Genomic DNA, 18,213 nt, shown 5'->3' with positions numbered 1-18,213 from the left:
TTATGCCTGATACTAAAAGAGACATCGTAAGCCGGTTGCAAAAGGACATTTTGCAATGGGAAGGTTACAGGCCTCCACCTGACGGCACACGTGATTTAATGGGCCTGGGCCCGGTAGAAGCGGCTTTTCCAAATGGTATCTTTCCTTTAGGGGCTGTTCATGAACTGGTATGCGGCAATACCGAACAAGCCACGGCCAGCGGCGGTTTTATAACCGGTTTACTTTCGGTGCTGATGCAAAATGGCGGCATTTGTGTATGGATCGGCCTTTCGGGGAATTTATACCCTTCGGCCTTAAAAGCTTTTGGTGTTGATCCTGATAAAGTGATCTTTATTGATCTTTTGAAAGATAAGGATGTGTTGTGGGCAATGGAAGAATCACTGAAATGCGCCGGCCTGGCAGCGGTTATTGGTGAACTGCGGGAAATTGATTTTAAACAATCACGCCGTTTGCAACTGGCGGTTGAGCAGAGCCGGGTAACAGGGTTTATCCTGCGGAATTATTCCAATAAAATCGGCTCAACCGCTTGTGTAGCCAGGTGGAAAATAAAACCATTGCCAAGTGAACAGCCCGATGGTTTGCCGGGCCTGGGTTTCCCGCGCTGGCAGGTTGAACTGCTGCGGGTACGCAACGGGCAGCCCGGCAGCTGGATTATTGAATGGCGTGACGGTAAATTTATACCGATGGTTGAGCCGGCTGTAAAACAGCAGGAATTAATGGTGGGCTAAGCAATGCAGAAACGTTTCATGACCATATGGTTTCGTCACCTGGCGACAGATTGGCTGACCCTTAAAAGGCCGGAGCTAAAGGAGGTACCTTTTGTGTTTACGGCACCTGAACGTAACCGGATCGTCATCACCGCAGCTAATCCCCTGGCCGAGGCACAGGGTGTTTACCGTGGCATGGCAGCCGCGGATGCCAAAGCCGTGACCACCAACTTACAGGTGCTGAATCATTTGCCGGGTAAAGAAGCAAAGCTGTTACGGCAATTAGGTTTGTGGTGCATCCGTTATACACCCCTGGTGGCTGTTGATTTGCCAGATGGGTTGATCCTGGATATTTCGGGCTGTGCACACTTATGGGGTAGCGAGCGGGAATATTTAAAAGAAATAGTTTTGAAATTACGCACACAGGGCTATGATGCACGGGCAGCCATAGCCGATACTATTGGTGCGGCCTGGGCAATTGCCCGCTTCGGAAAAATAACGCCTATTATTAAAACAGGCATACAGGCAGAGGCACTGCTACCTTTGCCGCCCACTGCGCTTAGGTTAGATCCGATAGTTTTGGAAAAACTGCAAAAGTTAGGTTTCAGCACCATCAAAAGTTTTATGCAAATTCCCCGAACCGTATTGCGCAGGCGCTTTGGAGAGGGATTTTTACTAAAACTTGCCCAGGCCTTAGGTATGGAAAATGAGGCGATGACCCCCATTATCCCGCCTGTACCTTATACAGAGCGTTTACCATGCCTGGAACCCATCAGAACTGCGAAGGGAATTGAGATCGCCATAACGCAATTATTAGAAGGTTTATGTGCAAGATTACAGGCCGAAGGCAAAGGGGTTCGTAAAGCAGTGCTCAAATGTTATCGCATAGATGGTAAAATGGTACAGGCGGGTATCAGCACCAACCGCGGTTCGCACAGTATTTCGCATTTGTTTAAACTATTTGAACTACAGATCAGTAAAATTGAGCCGGCCCTGGGCATCGAATTGTTCCTGCTGGAAGCATCAAAAGTGGAGGATATTGATGTGCTGCAGGAAAAAATATGGACAGGAAAGCCCGGATTACAGGATAATACACTGGCAGAATTGTTAGACAGGGTAGCCGGTAAAGTTGGCGCACATACCATTCACCGGTACCTGCCTGCCGAGCATTACTGGCCTGAACGCTCAATAAGGCCGGCAATTTCCCTGTCAGAAACCCCTGCAACCCAATGGCGGGCCGACAGGCCGCGCCCCCTGCGCTTGCTTCGCCGCCCGGAGCTGGTTGAGGTAATGGCGCTGTTGCCGGATTATCCGCCAAAATTATCTACTTATAAAGGCAAACGCCATGTAGTCGAAAGAGCTGATGGGCCGGAGCGCATTGAGCGCGAATGGTGGTTGGAAAAGGGCGAACACCGGGATTATTATGCAGTGGAAGATTCGGAGGGGCAACGTTACTGGCTATTTAGGCTTGGGCATTATGATGCGGAACCGGAATGGTATTTACATGGATTTTTTGCATGAATGTTATGGAATACGCGGACTGACAACTCACCAGCAATTTCAGCTTCCTGCGCGGCGGCTCGCACCCGGATGAACTGGTGGAGCAGGCCGCAGTTTTGGGTTACTCAGCTATCGCTATTACCGACAGGAACAGCCTTGCCGGCATTGTACGGGCCCATTTAGCCGCAAAACAAGCCGGCATCCGTTTTATCCCGGCTTGCCACCTTGAGCTGCTCGACGGCCCGGGCCTGCTGGCTTACCCGACAGACCAGGCTGCTTATGCCCGGCTTTCGGCGCTTTTAACCCTTGGCAACCTGCGGGCCGAAAAAGGGGAATGCCATTTATACAAAGCAGATGTTTATGCGCATAAACAGGGTACCAAATTTATCGTCGTTCCGCCTGCTGAGTTGAATACACAATTTGATTATGATGATGACTTTAAAAGCGCAGTAGCTGAATATCGCAAGGCTTTCGGCAATGAATTGTATATAGCGGCTACCCGTTCCTACAGCGGCAATGATGCCAAGCGGCTTTTCAGGCTGTCACAATTAAATGTACCACTGGTTACTGTTGGCGATGTACATTACCATGAGGCGGCACGCCGCGAATTACAGGATGTATTAACCTGCATCCGCGAAAAATGCAATATTTACACGGCAGGTTTCAGGCTCCATGCCAATGCCGAGCGGTTTATAAAACCTATAGATGAAATACATCGCCTCTTCAGGCAATATCCCGAAGCGATCGGCAATGCATTGAAAATAGCGGATGCCTGTACTTTTTCATTAGATACTTTAAAATATATTGAACCCGAAGAAGCAATTATTGACGGCTTGACACCGCAGGAGCGCTTGCGAAAATATACCCTGCAGGGTGCACTGGGTCGTTATGAAGGAAAGATACCAAAAAAGGTTCGGGACCAGATAGAATTTGAATTAGCTTTTATTGAGCGGCGGAAACTCGCCCCCTATTTTCTGCGGGTTTATAAATACACCCAAAAGGCCGAAGAACTTGGTATCCTGCACCAGGGCCGCGGTTCGGCCGCTAATTCAACAGTTTGTTATTGCCTTTCCATTACCGCGGTTAATCCGATGAAATCAAGGTTGCTGTTTTCGCGCTTCATGTCAGATGCGCGTGAAGAATGGCCCGATATCGACGTTGACTTTGAGCATGAGCGTAGGGAGGAGATCATCCAGTATATTTATGAAGACTACGGGCGCGACCACGCGGCTATTGTAGCCACCGTAACCCAGGAGCGGCACAAAGGCGCTATCAGGGATGTGGGCAAAGCAATGGGGCTTTCAGAAGATACCATTAAACGTATTGGCGCCACCATTTGGGATTTCAGGGAAGAGGGCTTTGATGAAAAGCGTTTGCTCGAACAGGGCTTAAACCCGAATGACCCGCTTATCTTTAAAGTACTTGAATTAACCACACTGCTGATGGGTTTCCCGAGGCAGTTGGGGCAGCATACCGGCGGCTTTGTGATTACAGAGGGCAAACTATCCGACCTATGCCCTGTCCTTAACGCCCGGATGGAGAACCGCACCCAATTGGAATGGAACAAAGACGACCTGGAAGCTTTGGGAATCCTGAAAGTGGATGTATTAGGTTTAGGAATGCTAACCATGATCCGTAAAGCATTTGACCTGGTATTACAGCATTATGGGAAGAAATTAACGCTGGCGAATGTGCCGCAGGATGACCCGAAAGTTTACGATATGATCTGCCATGCGGATACTATTGGTGTGTTCCAGATCGAGAGCCGCGCGCAAATGTCTATGCTGCCACGCCTTAAACCCCGCTGTTTTTATGACCTGGTGATCGAAGTGGCAATTGTACGGCCGGGACCTATACAGGGGGATATGGTGCACCCCTACCTGCGTCGCCGTAACGGCGAAGAACCTGTTGAATTTCCGTCAGTGGAATTAGAGGATATATTGGGGCGCACGCTTGGGGTGCCGCTGTTCCAGGAACAGGCAATGGAGATCGCCATTGTGGCGGCAGGTTTTTCGCCTGCCGAGGCAGACCAGTTGCGCCGCAGTATGGCTTCGTTTAAAGCTAATGGCAAATTACATCTTTATGAAAAAAAGCTGGTGGATGGCATGGTAAAAAAGGGTTATGAAGAAGATTTTTCGAGGCGGGTATTTAAGCAGTTACAGGGCTTTGAAGGCTATGGTTTCCCCGAAAGCCACGCGGCATCCTTTGCATTGCTGGTTTATATATCTTCCTGGCTGAAGTATTATTACCCCGATGTATTTTGTGCGGCGCTTTTGAACAGCCAGCCAATGGGTTTTTACCAGCCCGCCCAAATTGTAAGGGATGCCAGGGACCACCATGTTAAGGTACTGCCCGTAGATGTTAACCATTCTTTTTGGGACAATACCCTGGAAAAAACGGAAGATAAATACTTTGCAGTACGTTTAGGTTTCCGCCAGGTAAAAGGCCTGCGGGAAGAAGACATGCTATTACTGATAAAAAACCGGAAGCCGTTGTACAACCATGTCGACCAGTTGCGGGGTGCAGGTGTTCCTGAAGCGGCGATGGAAAAGCTGACGGACGCAGATGCTTTCCGCTCATTGGGTCCCGACCGCCGCCAGGCTTTGTGGGAGGTAGCTGCCTTAGGCGACCGGCCGATAGCGCTATTTGGGGGGCAGCAGTCAGAAAGTGCCAGAGAGGTGCAGGTACAATTACCGTTGATGACGGAAGGCGAGCATGTGGTACAAGATTATTCGGCAACAGGTTTATCCCTTAAAAACCACCCGGTAGCGCTGGTACGTGAGAAGCTGGACTTGCTGCGAAACAGCAAAATCGGTGACCTCAAAAAAATGAAAGATGGCGACCAGGTGAAAGTAACCGGCTTAATTACTGTCCGTCAGCGTCCCGGCACGGCCAAAGGCGTTTTGTTTATGACGCTGGAAGACGAAACCGGCGCAGGGAATATTGTGGTGTGGGAAAAACTTTTTGACCAGTACCGTAAAGAGATCATCCAGTCGCGGTTGTTTATGGTGGAAGGGAAGCTACAGATAGAGGGCGAAGTGATCCATGTGGTCGCTAAACGCTGTTTTAATTTGAACAGCCTGCTGCGTGGTTTAACTGCGGCTAACGAAGATAATCTACCCCTTTTAACATTGGCCCGTGCGGATGAAACCACCGCTCCGCCCGCCGACAGCCGGGAAGTTTTTCACAAAGGAAGGAATTTCAGGTAAAGAGACCGGGGTGTTGTATTTAATAAGCACACCGAAGGCAGACTACTCCCTCCGCATCGTAATTTAATTAAACACGGATTATACCCTGATCCCGACACCCACCCTTGCGATGTTATTTTTGATTGAAGTATGCAATATAAAGTCCATTGTAAAGTTTTTAAATGTTATCACCTTTTACATATCGTATTGCACAAGTGTTAAAAAAGGTTAAATAAGGCTATTTTCATGTTGGGCTCAGAATGTCAGGGTAACATTGTATTATTAATTAAATATATTTTCAAGCAATGAAACTATTGATTCTTTCCATTCTTACAGGAGTATTATTTACTTCAAATATTACCTGGCTGGGCGACTTTAATGAAGCGAAAGTTACTGCTGCACAAACTCATAAGCTTATCCTGATCAACTTTTCCGGCTCAGACTGGTGCGGGCCCTGTATCCGGGAGCGTAAAGAAATCCTTGAAAATGAAGCGTTTGAAAAATACGCAGCTGATAACTTAGTATTGGTAAGGGCCGATTTTCCGAGACAGAAAAAAAATCAGTTAAGCAAGGAGCAAACACAAAGAAATGAGGCCCTGGCAGATAAATACAACCCCGATGGGAAATTCCCTTATACAATTTTAATGGACGAAAATGGGAAAGCACTAAAAGACTGGGATGGTTTCCCAAATGAATCAGCTGAAAGTTTTGTTGGACAGATCGCTTCTTTTTCAGCTTCAGGTAAATAAGGATTTCCTTAAATGATCCTATCCAACTATTTAACATACCTGTCTAATACTTAATGAGAAAAATATTTCTATCCGTCATCGGATTTTCATTCCTCTGCCGGGTTGGTGTGTATGCACAAACCAAGCCGGATTCTGCTGCCTATAAACCTGCGTATAGCCAGTCCCCTGCCCCCAAAAAAGATTCAACACAATTCAATCCACGGAAATTAAGGCTTGATGAAGTTAATTTTGTCACCAGCTACTACTCGCAAAATGGTAATCACTCTGCTGTTACCGGCGGTATAGGGACAGAGAAAGTAACTGATTTTGCCAACGGAATTACTTTGAACTTCGTTAATACTGACAACAATAATCATAAAAACACGCTTACCGCAGGGCTTGGGTTTGATTTGCACACTTCCGCATCCCAGGCATATGTTTCAAAAACCGGCGCATCTAGGCCTAGCGGCACAAGGGTTTATCCGTCATTAGACTGGACGGTTGAAAACACTAAAACCGGCAACACTTTTGGCGTGGGAGCTTATTATTCGAATGAATACAATTATAAGTCGATTGGCGCCGATGTGCATTATTCTGTAAAAACAGATAACAAAGCTGGTGAATTCAGTGCAAAACTACAGGGTTATTTTGACAATGTAACACTGATCTACCCTTCTGAACTGGCTCCGATCAGTACCGTTATACCTGTAACGGGCAGGCATGGGGATGGCGAGGGACACCGGGATAATTTCGGGACCAGCCCGCGTAAAACATATTCGGCTGCTTTTGAATATTCCCAAATTATCAATTCCCGGCTACAGATCGCCTTTTTAGCGGATGTGGTTGGCCAGAATGGATTTTTAAGCCTTCCATTTCACCGGGTCTACTTTTCAAACGGCAATGAAGCCATAGAAAAATTACCGTCAACACGCTTTAAACTGCCATTAGGTTTCAGGGCCAACTATTTTGTAGGAGATAATATTATACTCCGGTCATATTACCGGTATTATGCTGACAGCTGGGGGACAAGGTCAAATACGGCAAACCTCGAAGTGGCATACAAAATATCCCCTTTCTTTTCCATTTCTCCGTTTTACCGGTATTATACACAAACGGCGGCCAGGTATTTTGCACCCTATGAGATGCAAAGCCAGGCAAGCCCATATTATACCAGCAATTATGAATATGCGGCCTTTAAAAGCCAATTTTACGGCGTTGGCTTCAGGGTAGCGCCCCCTGGTGGTGTTTTTGGAGTGAAAGGCTTACACGATTTAGAAGTACGGTACGGCCATTATACACAAACAACTGACCTGGTATCGGATGTTGTATCGCTTAGCCTGGGGTTCAAATAAAATAAATTATATACGATCATTTAACCGCTGCCTGCATCGTCAGGATAAATTAAAATCAGTAACCAGACGGCCCATCGGTAATAGTGAGGCAAGATAGGTAGCCTAAAAAAGAATCCCCGAAAGCCATTAAATTTACGGGGATGCTTTTTTGCACTCTTTATTGCAGTATTAGTTTACTTTTAGCTAACTTCTATATGCTCCTGCTTTTTGCTGAATTTGGCCCTTAAATTGGTCATTGGCACTTCAAAATATTTATACTGCACAGCGGAAACCAATATAGTTGATATCCAGATACCGGCAAATAAAACTAAACCGAAATATTGAAGGTGTAGGTAGCCTTTTAACAGGTGCGAAAGAATGAGGATGATCAGCAGGTGATTTAGATAGATAGAATAAGAAATCTCGCTTATAAATGTAACTGCGCGGGTAAAAAAGCTCCGCCTAATGCTTAACTGATATAAAAAAGGAATCACTAAAGCGATAGAAAGGCTAACTGCCGTGAAAAAAAATGTCTTCAGGAAAAATCCGGCATCAAATGAATGATCCCAGGAAACGGGATCGAAATGTTTGATGTAAGTAAAATAAAACAATGCACAGTTTAGCGCAAATAAAAGCAGGCCGTATAATGCAAGTCGATTAGCCACCTTTTTCCAGTAAACAGGCTTCAAATGCTTAAAATAGGCGGCCAACACACCGATACATATACTGTCAAGCCGTACCGGCATAAACTTTCTGAAACCCTCATCCCATGGGCGCTTTAAAAATACAGCTACAGCAATCCTTATGGCTAATTCAGCAAAAATAAAAACGAGGATAGTTGCTAAAAATGATGATGTCCGGGCCCGGGGCCAACACCTTTTTATACCCAAAAGAAACAGCGGAAATAATAAATAAAACCATTCCTCAATACTAAGGCTCCAGGCAATCTGAAAAAACTCATTTGGCTGATAGGTTACCGCATTCTGTAAAAAAACCACATAAGCCAGGTATTTTATTTGCCCTAAAATATTAATGTGGTGTGCGCCATAAAATAAAACACCGTACACAAACAACATCAAATAATAGTTGGGCAAAGTCCTGAACCACCGCCTTATCCAAAAAGTTTTCACCTTAATCATATCAAAAGCGTCGGGTTGGTTGTATATTTTCAACAATATCGTTCCAATCAAAAAACCGCTCAATACAAAAAACAGCTCCACACCTGCAAAACCGGTAAACACCGGTAATTTGTAATAATGATTTTCAGGATCAAGAAAAGAAAGCGTGTGTGTAAACAGTACCAGTAAGATTGCCACGCATCTTAACAGATCGAGCCCAAAAATCCTTTTAAATGTTCCTTGCATGGTTATCATTGTTTTATCTTCATAGGTTGCTCTTTATGAACAAAAACCACAGGATAAAATCCATCATCTATAATTGCAAATCGGGCTAATTGTTTTTATTGACCACGAATAGCTAAAATGGGAAGGCCTGCCCTGAAATAAAAACATCCTGGCGTCGATATTTTTGCACCGTCAACAAGCGCGTTTCCTGTCATATTTTTAAAATCAAACGGGAGTAATTAGTGGTTAAAACGTAGCGCCTGCCCTGTTTTTAAGTTTCCTTCTGACTGATATCGGTACAAGGGGCTATGCTAAAAAAAATCCGAACGAGGTATCTGTCTGAATACTATCGTAGTTTCTGCAAAACTAAATCCTTGAAATTATGTTTCATCAATTTAAAGCACACCGCAAGGGTGTTAATCATAAATTAAATTAATTTTGCCGCGCGAACTATTTATATGAAGAGAATTATTTTTACAATTATTATCGCTGCCATGGGCCTTGCGTTTGGCGTAACGTTGCCCGCCAACGGTCAGAGTTTGCAAAACATTTCATCAATAAATGTTGATGACCTGTCGGACCAGCAAATAATTCAATTACTGCAACAGGCGCAAAAGGCGGGACTTAGCGATAGCGAAGTTTTAACACAGGCTAAAAGCCGTGGCATGTCAGACAGCGAAGTAAATAAATTACAAACGCGTATAGCTCAAATTCGCGGTAAGGGTAATACAAGCAGTACCACGACTGGCAATGCTGATTTTTCAAGAAGAAAACTTAATTATAAGCCCGACTCCACATCAGATACTGCAACAGTGTCTGACCCTTTCAAACGGCTGATGCCACCTATTTTCGGCGCAGATCTTTTCAGGAATAAGAACAGTTCTTTCGAACCTGACCTCAAAATGGCCACACCTTTAAACTATGTAGTTGGGCCACAGGATCAGCTAAATATAAATATTTACGGCAACTCGGTGGCCAACTGGCAATTAGACGTTTCGCCTGAGGGAAACATCAATCTCCCGGGTGTAGGCCTGCTCAACGTATCCGGCAAAACTATGGCCGCAGCTACTTCGGCAATAAAAGCTAAACTTGCGGCAAGTAATTACGCTGTTGGCAGAGGGACCGATGTTAAAGTTACCCTCGGGAATATCCGCAGCATAAAGGTGATCATGGTTGGTCAATTGGTTAAACCGGGCACTTACACATTGCCTTCGCTTGCCACTATTTTTAATGCTTTATACAGCGCGGGTGGGCCTAACGATAATGGCAGTTTCCGCGATATTGAATTGATCAGGAATAACCGGATCATTGCTCACCTGGATATCTATGATTTTTTAGTAAAAGGCGATCAAAAAAACAACGTTTCGCTGCAGGACCAGGATATTATACGCGTACCGACCTACCGGGTAAGGGTTAATTTAACCGGACAGGTAAAAACACCTGCGCTTTTTGAAGTTTTACCGGGAGAATCCCTGCAAAACGTATTAAATTTTGCCGGGGGCTTTACCGACAGCGCTTATACAGCTAAAATAAAGGTTACCCAAATAAGTGATCAGCAGCTTCGAATTACGGATGTATCCGAAAGTGATTATGCAAATTACGTCCCTTTGCGCGGAGATAAATATACCGTCGAAGCCATAATTAACCGCTTTGAAAACAGGGTAATTATAGGGGGCGCAGTATTTCGCCCCGGCGAATATGAACTTCAAAAAGGGTTGACTTTAGACCAGTTAATTAAAAAAGCAGACGGCGTAAAGGAAGATGCTTTTATGGACCGCGGTACCATCACCCGGCTAAAACCTGACAACACTCCCGAAACCATCCCGTTTAATGTAAAAGATGTTTTAACCAACAGTGGCAATATTGTTTTACAGCGCGAAGATGTTGTTCATATATTTTCTATATTCGATTTGAAGGATAAGTACCTGGTAACGATCAATGGAGCGGTTAGAAATCCCGGCACATTTTCTTTCGCCAGCGGCGAAAAAGTTGCAGATCTTATTTTAAAAGCAGGGGGCCTGGCTGAAGGAGCTAGCATGAAAAGAATTGAGGTAGCGCGCAGGATAAATAATGGCGATCAGTCATCAAAAACCGGTGCGGTTTCGCAAGTATTCAGCGTTAATATCGATACAGATTTAAAACCCGGACAAGGTGATTTCGAACTGATGCCATTTGATATTGTGTCGGTATATGGATTGCCCGGTTATGAAAAACAAAAGGTGGCAAAAATAGAAGGTGAAGTATTATACCCGGGAACCTATACCATTACCAATAAGGATGAAAAAATATCAGATTTGATTCAACGCGCGGGCGGCTTAACTGCATCAGCTGACGTTGAAGGAGGCACCTTAAAAAGAGATAACATTGCCATATTGGGTATCAACAAAAACAAAAGTGATACTGCATCTTTGGAGCAGGAACGGGTTGACCGGCTTAACCGTTTAAAACGTTCGTACAAAGACTCCACCAACAACACAAACCTTACCGCAAGGAATAATTATGTAGGCATCGACCTTAAAGCCATATTGAAAACGCCTGGCTCAAGTATAGATTTGCTGATAGAAGATGGCGATATGGTAAGAATACCTAAAATGCAGCAAATTGTAAGGGTAAATGGCGAAGTACTGTATCCCAGCGCTGTTGTTTACAGCAAATCAAAATCGTTTGAGGGTTACGTACTGAATGCCGGCGGATTTAGCCCCAGGGCCTTAAAGAGAAGCGCCTATGTTGTATATCCTAACGGTACGGTTAAGGGAACGAGTAAATTACTTTTTTTTAACAGCCATCCGGCAGTAAAACCCGGCAGTGAAATATTTGTGCCTACAAAACCTGAGCCCAAAGGCAACACGCTACAAACAGTTTTGGGACTGAGTACCGGCCTTGCGTCCATCGGCGCGATTATATTAGGAATTATAAGCCTGCACAAATAATATGATGAAAATTTTGGAACGATCAATAAAATCATGAAACAACAAAAGGATTACCTGTCCCTTAAAGATCTGATCGTAAAAACAAGGAGTTTTTTAGCGTTTATTAAACGTAAATGGCTGACCATAATTATTTGGGGCCTTTTTGGCGGCCTCGCTGGATTTTTTTATGCCTTAATTAAAAAACCATCCTACGTTGCTACCTGTAGTTTCGTACTCGAAGAAAATAAGACGTCGAGCCTATCTCAATATTCGGGCCTTGCATCCATTGCCGGGATAAATATCGGGAGCGATGGCAGCGGGATATTTTCAGGCGATAATATTATAGCGCTGTATACCTCCAGAACGATGATCGCAAAAGCGCTTTTATCGCCCATTATTGTAAATGGTAAAAAACAATTATTGATAGACAGATACATCAATTCGTTTAACCTGCGAAAAACCTGGGCCGACGATAACAATATCCGGAGCATTAATTTTAATGCTCCTTTAGACAGCCTTAACCGCACACAGGATAGTTTGGTAACCAGCATTGCGACCGCAATAAATAAAAAGGTATTGATTGTTGATAAGCCCGACAAAAAACTGAGCATTGTAAACGTTGATGTTACTTTTGGCGACGAGATTTTTGCCAAAACATTTAACGACAGGTTGGTTGCCACCGTGAATGATTTTTATATAAAAACTAAAACCAAAAAATCCACCCAAAACTTGCAGGTTTTACAAAAACAGGCAGACAGTGTACGGGCCGTATTAAATTACTCCATCAGTGGGGTTGCCAGCGCCCTGGACGCAGCGCCCAACGCAAATCCACTTTTGTCAGCTTTGAGGGTGCCTTCGCAAAAAAAACAGGTTGATGTTCAGGCTAGTTCTGCTATCTATTCAGAAATTGTTAAAAATTTAGAATTGGCAAAAATTTCATTGCGGCAGGAGACACCCCTGATCCAGGTGATAGACAATCCAATCTTCCCGCTTACCGTTAACAAACCCGGTAAAATTAAGTATTTCATTTCGGGATTCTTTTTATTGGCGCTATTAGCCGCGGTTTGTGTAACGTTGAAGAAAATTTTTGAACATGTAATGAATGACGCCGATTGATAATTAATGGTAATTGTTTATCCCCCTAAAAATCTACTGAATTAATGAAAATCACCCGGACCGACGTTATATGGAATTATTTAGCAACGTTCTTTAAAATCTCGTCGTCGGTTTTATTGCTGCCCTTCATATTGCATAAATTGCCAGCCGAAGATGTGGGCATCTGGTCGATTTTTGCATCGATTGCGGCGCTGGTGTTCCTGATCGATTTTGGTTTTAACTCATCATTCAGCCGAAACGTGACCTATATTTTCAGCGGGGTAAAAAGCCTGCAAAAAGACGGGCACGAAATTAATTTCCAGGCGGATGGACAAATAAATTATAGCCTTTTTAAAGGCTTGCTAAGTTCAATGCGCTGGTTTTACTCAAGGGTTTCCCTGGTGCTGTTTTGTTTGCTTGCTACTATAGGTACGCTTTACATCAACCGTTTGTTGCAAAACTATCATGGTGTTAAGCTGGACGTTTATATCGCCTGGTTCCTGTTTATCAGCATTAATACTTACAATTTATATACCTTGTATTACGATGCCCTTTTAGAAGGCCGGGGCTTAATAAAGATCTCCAAACAGATCATTATTTTAGGGCACGTTATTTATTTACTGGTTTCGGTAATAGCAATATATGCCGGGTTCGGTTTAATCGCACTTGTTTTAGCCCAGCTTGTTTCAATCATCATTATCCGTACCATATCGCAACGAATATTTTTCACCCGGGAACTAAAAGCAGAACTAAATAATTGCGAAGCCGAGGACCGGAAAGGGATCCTTAAAGCCATCTATCCAAATGCTGTTAAATATGGTATTACCTCATTTGGCGGATTCATGATCCAGAAATCTTCAATTTTTATAGGTTCCATGTATTTAACATTGCCGGCCATTGCCTCATTTGGCATCACCAAACAAATGATGGATATTATGGTGGCCATAGCAAATATTTCACTATCAACATTTTTACCGCAGATCGCTTTCCTTCGCGTAGAAAATAATTATGAAAGGATTAAAGTAATTTATGTACGCGGCGTACTGGTGGCCAACTGCATTTTTATACTTGCCAGCCTGGCCATCATATTCTTCGGATCAACCATCCTGCACATCATCAAAAGCAATACAGATTTGAACCAAAACGTGCTGCTGGCCGTGGCAGTTTCGTCGCTGATCGGGTTAAATTCGGGCATTTCAGGCGCTATCATTTCTACAAAAAATCACATCCCCTTTGTTAAACCATCGTTACTATCAGGAGCGGGAACTATCATACTGCTTTTAGCATTTTTTAAATTTACAAACCTGGGGCTTTTAGGCATGGCTATTGCCCCCGGATTGATAGACTTATGTTACCAGGGCTGGAAATGGCCATGGGAAGTAATAAAGGAGTTTAATTTAAAATTCGCCGACTTTTTTAAAGTATTTAAATCTACCTAAAATGAATTCAGACATAATGGCAATTATTTATCCTGAATTTCAGGGTCTGCGAACACAAACGATATAATTTATGGTCTCCGGTTATTTGGATAAGGAAAGTTTATGCGGCGTTGTGGTTATTTATAACCCGGATGATACTATTGTTGCTAATATCAGTTCATATATAAATGAATTGTCTCATCTGTATCTGGTCGACAATTCCGAAGAAGCTAATGCTGGTCTGATAAGGCAGATCTGTGCCATCAGCGATAAAATCAGCTATCACGCCCTCGGACAGAACAAAGGGATTGCTACAGCGCTTAATAAAGGGTGCGAGCTAGGAGTCAATAATGGCTATCAATGGATATTGACCATGGATCAGGATTCATTTTTTGAATCCGGCGAGTTTTTTGACAGCATTTTTGGTACAACTTACCCCGGCGTGGCAATAATAGCAGCCAGTTATAATTCAATCTATTTTAAACCTGCGCAGTCTTCATACGCGGGCCTGATTGAAATTGGGTTTGCGATAACATCAGGCAACGTGCTGAATTTAGCTGCCTGGCTTAAATTAGGGGGCTTTGCTGATAAGCTGTTTATTGATGAAGTGGATAATGAGTTTTGCATCCGGGCCGGACTAAACGGGTATAAAATACTTACAACCAACAAAATTTTTCTCAGGCACCACCTGGGCGATGACGTAATGATAAGGCATTGGATAACCCGGCAAACGCGCAAGGTAAGCAAGCATAGCCCCCTGCGCGTTTATTACGTGGTAAGAAACAACTTATATATATGGCGAAAGTATGCGTTTAGCGCACCGGCATTTGTGATCAACAGGATGCGAAACCTGGCTGCACAGATTTTTAAGATATTCCTTTATTTCCCGGATAAAAAAAACTACCTGAGGGTTATGCTCAAAGCGGTAAAACATGCCTGTTCGGGCAGGTACGGAAAATACGCTGATAAATAATGAAAAATCAACCGGAAATTTCAATTGTTTTAGCCGTTTATAACGGAGAAAAATTCCTGCAGGAACAGATCGATTCTATCTTAAGGCAAAAAGATGTGCTGATCAAAGAGTTTATTATTGTAAACGATTGCTCGGCTGACCGGTCGATGGAAATTTTAACAGCCTATAAAAATCAATATAGTTTTATTGAGTTAATAAGCAATCAAAGCAATATCGGCCCGATTGGTTCTTTCATCAAAGGAGCAACGCGGGCAACCGCCCCTTATACCGCCTTTGCCGACCAGGATGACATTTGGCTGGATCATAAATTATCGCTTTCTCTTCAGTTGATGAAAGAAATTGACGATGATAAAAAACCGGCGGTAGTATTTACTGATCTTCAGCTGATTTCCGAAAAGGGGGAAGAAATTGGGTCATCTTTTTGGGAACTATATAAAATACGGCCCGCTGCTAACGACTTTTTTACCGTGCTTTTTGGTAATATCGTCACAGGGTGCACCATGGTTATTAACCGGCAAATGCTTGATGAATTTATTAAAATGCCGTTATCGGTACAGATGCATGACCATTGGATAGCTCTTATTGGGTTTTCATTTGGCAAGTTTAATTACTCGACGCAAAAAACAATATTGTATCGTGTGCATAGCAAAAGCGTAACAAATAAAGACCGGGTTACTTTAAGTCAAACAGTGTCTAATTTCTTAGACGCCTGGTTTAATCAAAGGTCAGTCTTTTTAAAAGGGAGTATACAGCAGGCTAAGCTATTTAAATCACATTACGGTGATCGTCCCGACGAACACTCAAGGCAGAAGCTTGATCGTTTTATTCGTTTGGAAAATTCGTCTGGTCTTGTTAAAAAATTAGCAACTAAATTCAGGTTTCTCATCACCAGGTGGGTATAGACATTTTATTTGGGTTGATACGCTTTAGTTATAATGGAAAAATGGTATGAAATGGAAAAGACAGGCAGCCTGCAAAAGATAAAATATGCCTTTTTAACTGTTGTATTCCTGGAACTTTTCCTCGGGGGTACCGGCCGTTTGGTGGAGTTTACTTCATTCCTTACGTTGCGGATGTGCCTGTTCCTTATATATATGGGTCTGATTATTATTTACCTAATGGTCAAAAGAACACTCCCGGTTGAGGTGATTGTTATCATGGTATTTTTTTTATTGCTTAACATCTTGTCGTCGATAATTGGGTATGTGGACGGAGGTACATCTGCAGCTATTTTTGAAGACGTTAAACCCTTGCTGAATACTTTTTTGTTATGCTACCTGGCATTTTCAGTAAAAACAGCCAGCGACATCCGTTATTTGCTAACCCTGTTAAAAATAGCTGCGGTTTTACTTACTATTTTCCATTTGGTACTTTATTGTATCTTTTTAAAGTACAGCGATATAGCAATATTATACAACGCCATCAACTCAGCAGAAAGCAATAACACTGTATTTTTGTTTAAGGGTGAAAGCGGATTTGTAAATTATACCGGCGACATCTATTTATGCGTCGGCTTCATTGTTTGGGAGCAGTATGGCAAAAATTCATGGTTAAAATTATCGGTACTACTGCTGATCGCGATAGCGATTGTGCTGACGGGAACCAGGGGATTAATTGTAGCGCTGGCTGCTGTTTACTTTGTTAAATGGCTTTTGTTAAAGTTCAATTACAAATCGCTTTTCTATATTTCATTTGGCATTATAATTGTTTTGGCCGTGTACTTGAATATCAAAGATAATATTGGCGATAAGGTTGAAAGCGATGAAACACGATATGAACAAATTGATGAGGTAAAAGAACGTATTACTCCGTTATCATTTGTAATAGGTCACGGTTACGGCGTAGGCATACCTGTACGCCCCATTCACATGGAGATATCTTTTCTTGAAATATTTCACAAACAGGGGATAATCGGCCTTGCCTACTACGCTATGGTTTTGCTTATCGCCTACCTTGCGTACAAAAGGTCGGGACGAGAAAATAGCATGGGTTTATATATGTGCGTACTGTTCATCTTCTTTGTGTCAATAACAAACCCCTATGTTAATCACCCGCTGGGTATCACAGTTATAGCAGTCGCAATTATCAGCATGCTAAAACTTCGCGAGCTGGAAAAAACAGGAAAAGTGAGTCTTTTAAAAATTCAAACTGAAAACAACAATTAAAACCGCATGGAAATTGTAAGTGTGTGTATGGCAACATACAATGGAGAGAAATATATTTATCAACAGGCGAAAAGCATATTAGATCAACTTTCACCGAACGATGAATTAATAGTAAGCGACGACGGTTCAACTGATGGTACCCTGAAAGTTTTGGAGGATTTTAACGATTACCGCATAAAAATTTATAAAAATACCGGGATGAAAGGCCCGGTTGGCAACTTTCAAAATGGCCTGGCTTATGTTACCGGAGATTATATATTTCTGGCCGACCAGGACGACATTTGGTTTGATACAAAAATAAAAACAATGGTGGCCCTGCTGAAAGAATACGACCTGGTGATTTGTGATTGCAGTATCGTTGACGACAGCTTGAATGTAATTAAACCGTCCTATTTTGAGCATGCAAATTCAGGGGCCGGGTTTCTAAAAAACTTCAAACGAAATACCTATATGGGTAACTGTATGGGTTTCCGAAAAAAAATGCTTCCATTAATTCTGCCCTTCCCTCCGGCTATCCCTAATCACGACCTTTGGATTGGGGTTGTGGCTGACCTTTTCTACAAACCATATTTTTTAAAAGAGGTGTTAGGAATGCACAGGCGCCATGAAAAAAACGCGTCAAACACGTTTGACGTAAAAATAAAGACCAGTTTTTGGCAAAAAATTAATAAGCGTGTATTGGTTGGGCGGGCCTTGCCCAAACTTTTAGCAAAAAAGCTACGAAATTAACCTTTATTTAAAAATTTATCTGCTTACTCGCTGGCAATCAACCGATTTACCTGCCCAAAGGTATTTATCCAAAAAGCTAAAAAGTTCACAATTGTCTAATATTTTTAATTAGAAAATTACCAATACT

General features: G+C 43.0%; 12 protein-coding genes and 1 pseudogene. 12 read left to right on the top strand and 1 reads right to left on the bottom strand.

All coding sequences use genetic code 11. The annotated features are described in order from the left end of the window. The 5 genes and pseudogenes from QZY09_RS18455 to QZY09_RS18435 form a co-directional block, all read left to right on the top strand. Window positions 1-728: Error-prone repair protein ImuA (locus QZY09_RS18455; RefSeq protein ID WP_295674743.1), on the top strand; the 728-nt coding region annotated here is incomplete at its 5' end. Window positions 729-731: 3 nt separating this feature from the next. Continuing rightward, window positions 732-2,228, top strand: a complete 1,497-nt coding sequence (locus tag QZY09_RS18450) for a DNA polymerase Y family protein (RefSeq protein ID WP_295674741.1) — start codon at window positions 732-734, stop codon at window positions 2,226-2,228. A gap of 38 nt (window positions 2,229-2,266) precedes the next feature. After that, window positions 2,267-5,416 (top strand): annotated as a pseudogene (locus QZY09_RS18445) (error-prone DNA polymerase); the annotation flags it as partial. A gap of 284 nt (window positions 5,417-5,700) precedes the next feature. Further along, window positions 5,701-6,144 carry a thioredoxin family protein gene (locus QZY09_RS18440; RefSeq protein WP_295674739.1) on the top strand — a complete coding sequence of 148 codons (444 nt, stop codon included), beginning with the start codon at window positions 5,701-5,703 and terminating at the stop codon, window positions 6,142-6,144. A gap of 53 nt (window positions 6,145-6,197) precedes the next feature. Then, window positions 6,198-7,475, top strand: a complete 1,278-nt coding sequence (locus QZY09_RS18435; protein WP_295674737.1) for a DUF3570 domain-containing protein — start codon at window positions 6,198-6,200, stop codon at window positions 7,473-7,475. 179 nt (window positions 7,476-7,654) lie between these two features. Here QZY09_RS18435 and QZY09_RS18430 read toward each other — a convergent pair whose 3' ends face one another. Then, on the bottom strand, window positions 7,655-8,827 hold the full coding sequence (locus tag QZY09_RS18430) for an acyltransferase (RefSeq protein ID WP_295674735.1): 1,173 nt from the start codon (window positions 8,825-8,827) through the stop codon (window positions 7,655-7,657). A 428-nt stretch (window positions 8,828-9,255) separates the two neighbouring features. Between QZY09_RS18430 and QZY09_RS18425 the strand changes: the two genes are divergently transcribed. The 7 genes from QZY09_RS18425 to QZY09_RS18395 all read left to right on the top strand — a co-directional run bounded on the left by QZY09_RS18425 (window position 9,256) and on the right by QZY09_RS18395 (window position 18,086). Further along, window positions 9,256-11,727, top strand: coding sequence for an SLBB domain-containing protein (locus QZY09_RS18425; protein ID WP_295674734.1), 2,472 nt, complete (start codon window positions 9,256-9,258; stop codon window positions 11,725-11,727). Window positions 11,728-11,760: 33 nt separating this feature from the next. Continuing rightward, entirely contained in the window at window positions 11,761-12,822 is a 1,062-nt protein-coding gene (locus QZY09_RS18420) for a lipopolysaccharide biosynthesis protein (RefSeq protein WP_295674732.1), read from the top strand. A 44-nt stretch (window positions 12,823-12,866) separates the two neighbouring features. After that, window positions 12,867-14,240, top strand: coding sequence for an O-unit flippase-like protein (wzx, locus tag QZY09_RS18415; RefSeq protein ID WP_295674731.1), 1,374 nt, complete (start codon window positions 12,867-12,869; stop codon window positions 14,238-14,240). Window positions 14,241-14,310: 70 nt separating this feature from the next. Next, window positions 14,311-15,192, top strand: coding sequence for a glycosyltransferase (locus QZY09_RS18410; RefSeq protein ID WP_295674729.1), 882 nt, complete (start codon window positions 14,311-14,313; stop codon window positions 15,190-15,192). Then, a complete protein-coding gene (locus QZY09_RS18405; RefSeq protein WP_295674728.1) occupies window positions 15,192-16,094 on the top strand; it encodes a glycosyltransferase family 2 protein in 903 nt (300 codons plus the stop codon). The genes QZY09_RS18410 and QZY09_RS18405 overlap by 1 nt, the downstream gene beginning before the upstream one ends. Window positions 16,095-16,127: 33 nt before the next feature. Beyond that, window positions 16,128-17,357: a hypothetical protein gene (locus tag QZY09_RS18400; protein WP_295674726.1), complete on the top strand. Its 1,230-nt coding sequence runs from the start codon at window positions 16,128-16,130 to the stop codon at window positions 17,355-17,357. Between the two features lie 6 nt (window positions 17,358-17,363). Beyond that, window positions 17,364-18,086, top strand: a complete 723-nt coding sequence (locus tag QZY09_RS18395; RefSeq protein ID WP_295674725.1) for a glycosyltransferase family 2 protein — start codon at window positions 17,364-17,366, stop codon at window positions 18,084-18,086. Window positions 18,087-18,213 lie beyond the last annotated feature (127 nt).

Source organism: uncultured Mucilaginibacter sp. (genome assembly GCF_903913935.1).
Lineage (GTDB): Bacteria > Bacteroidota > Bacteroidia > Sphingobacteriales > Sphingobacteriaceae > Mucilaginibacter.
This window is presented reverse-complemented; position numbering and strand designations above follow the sequence as displayed.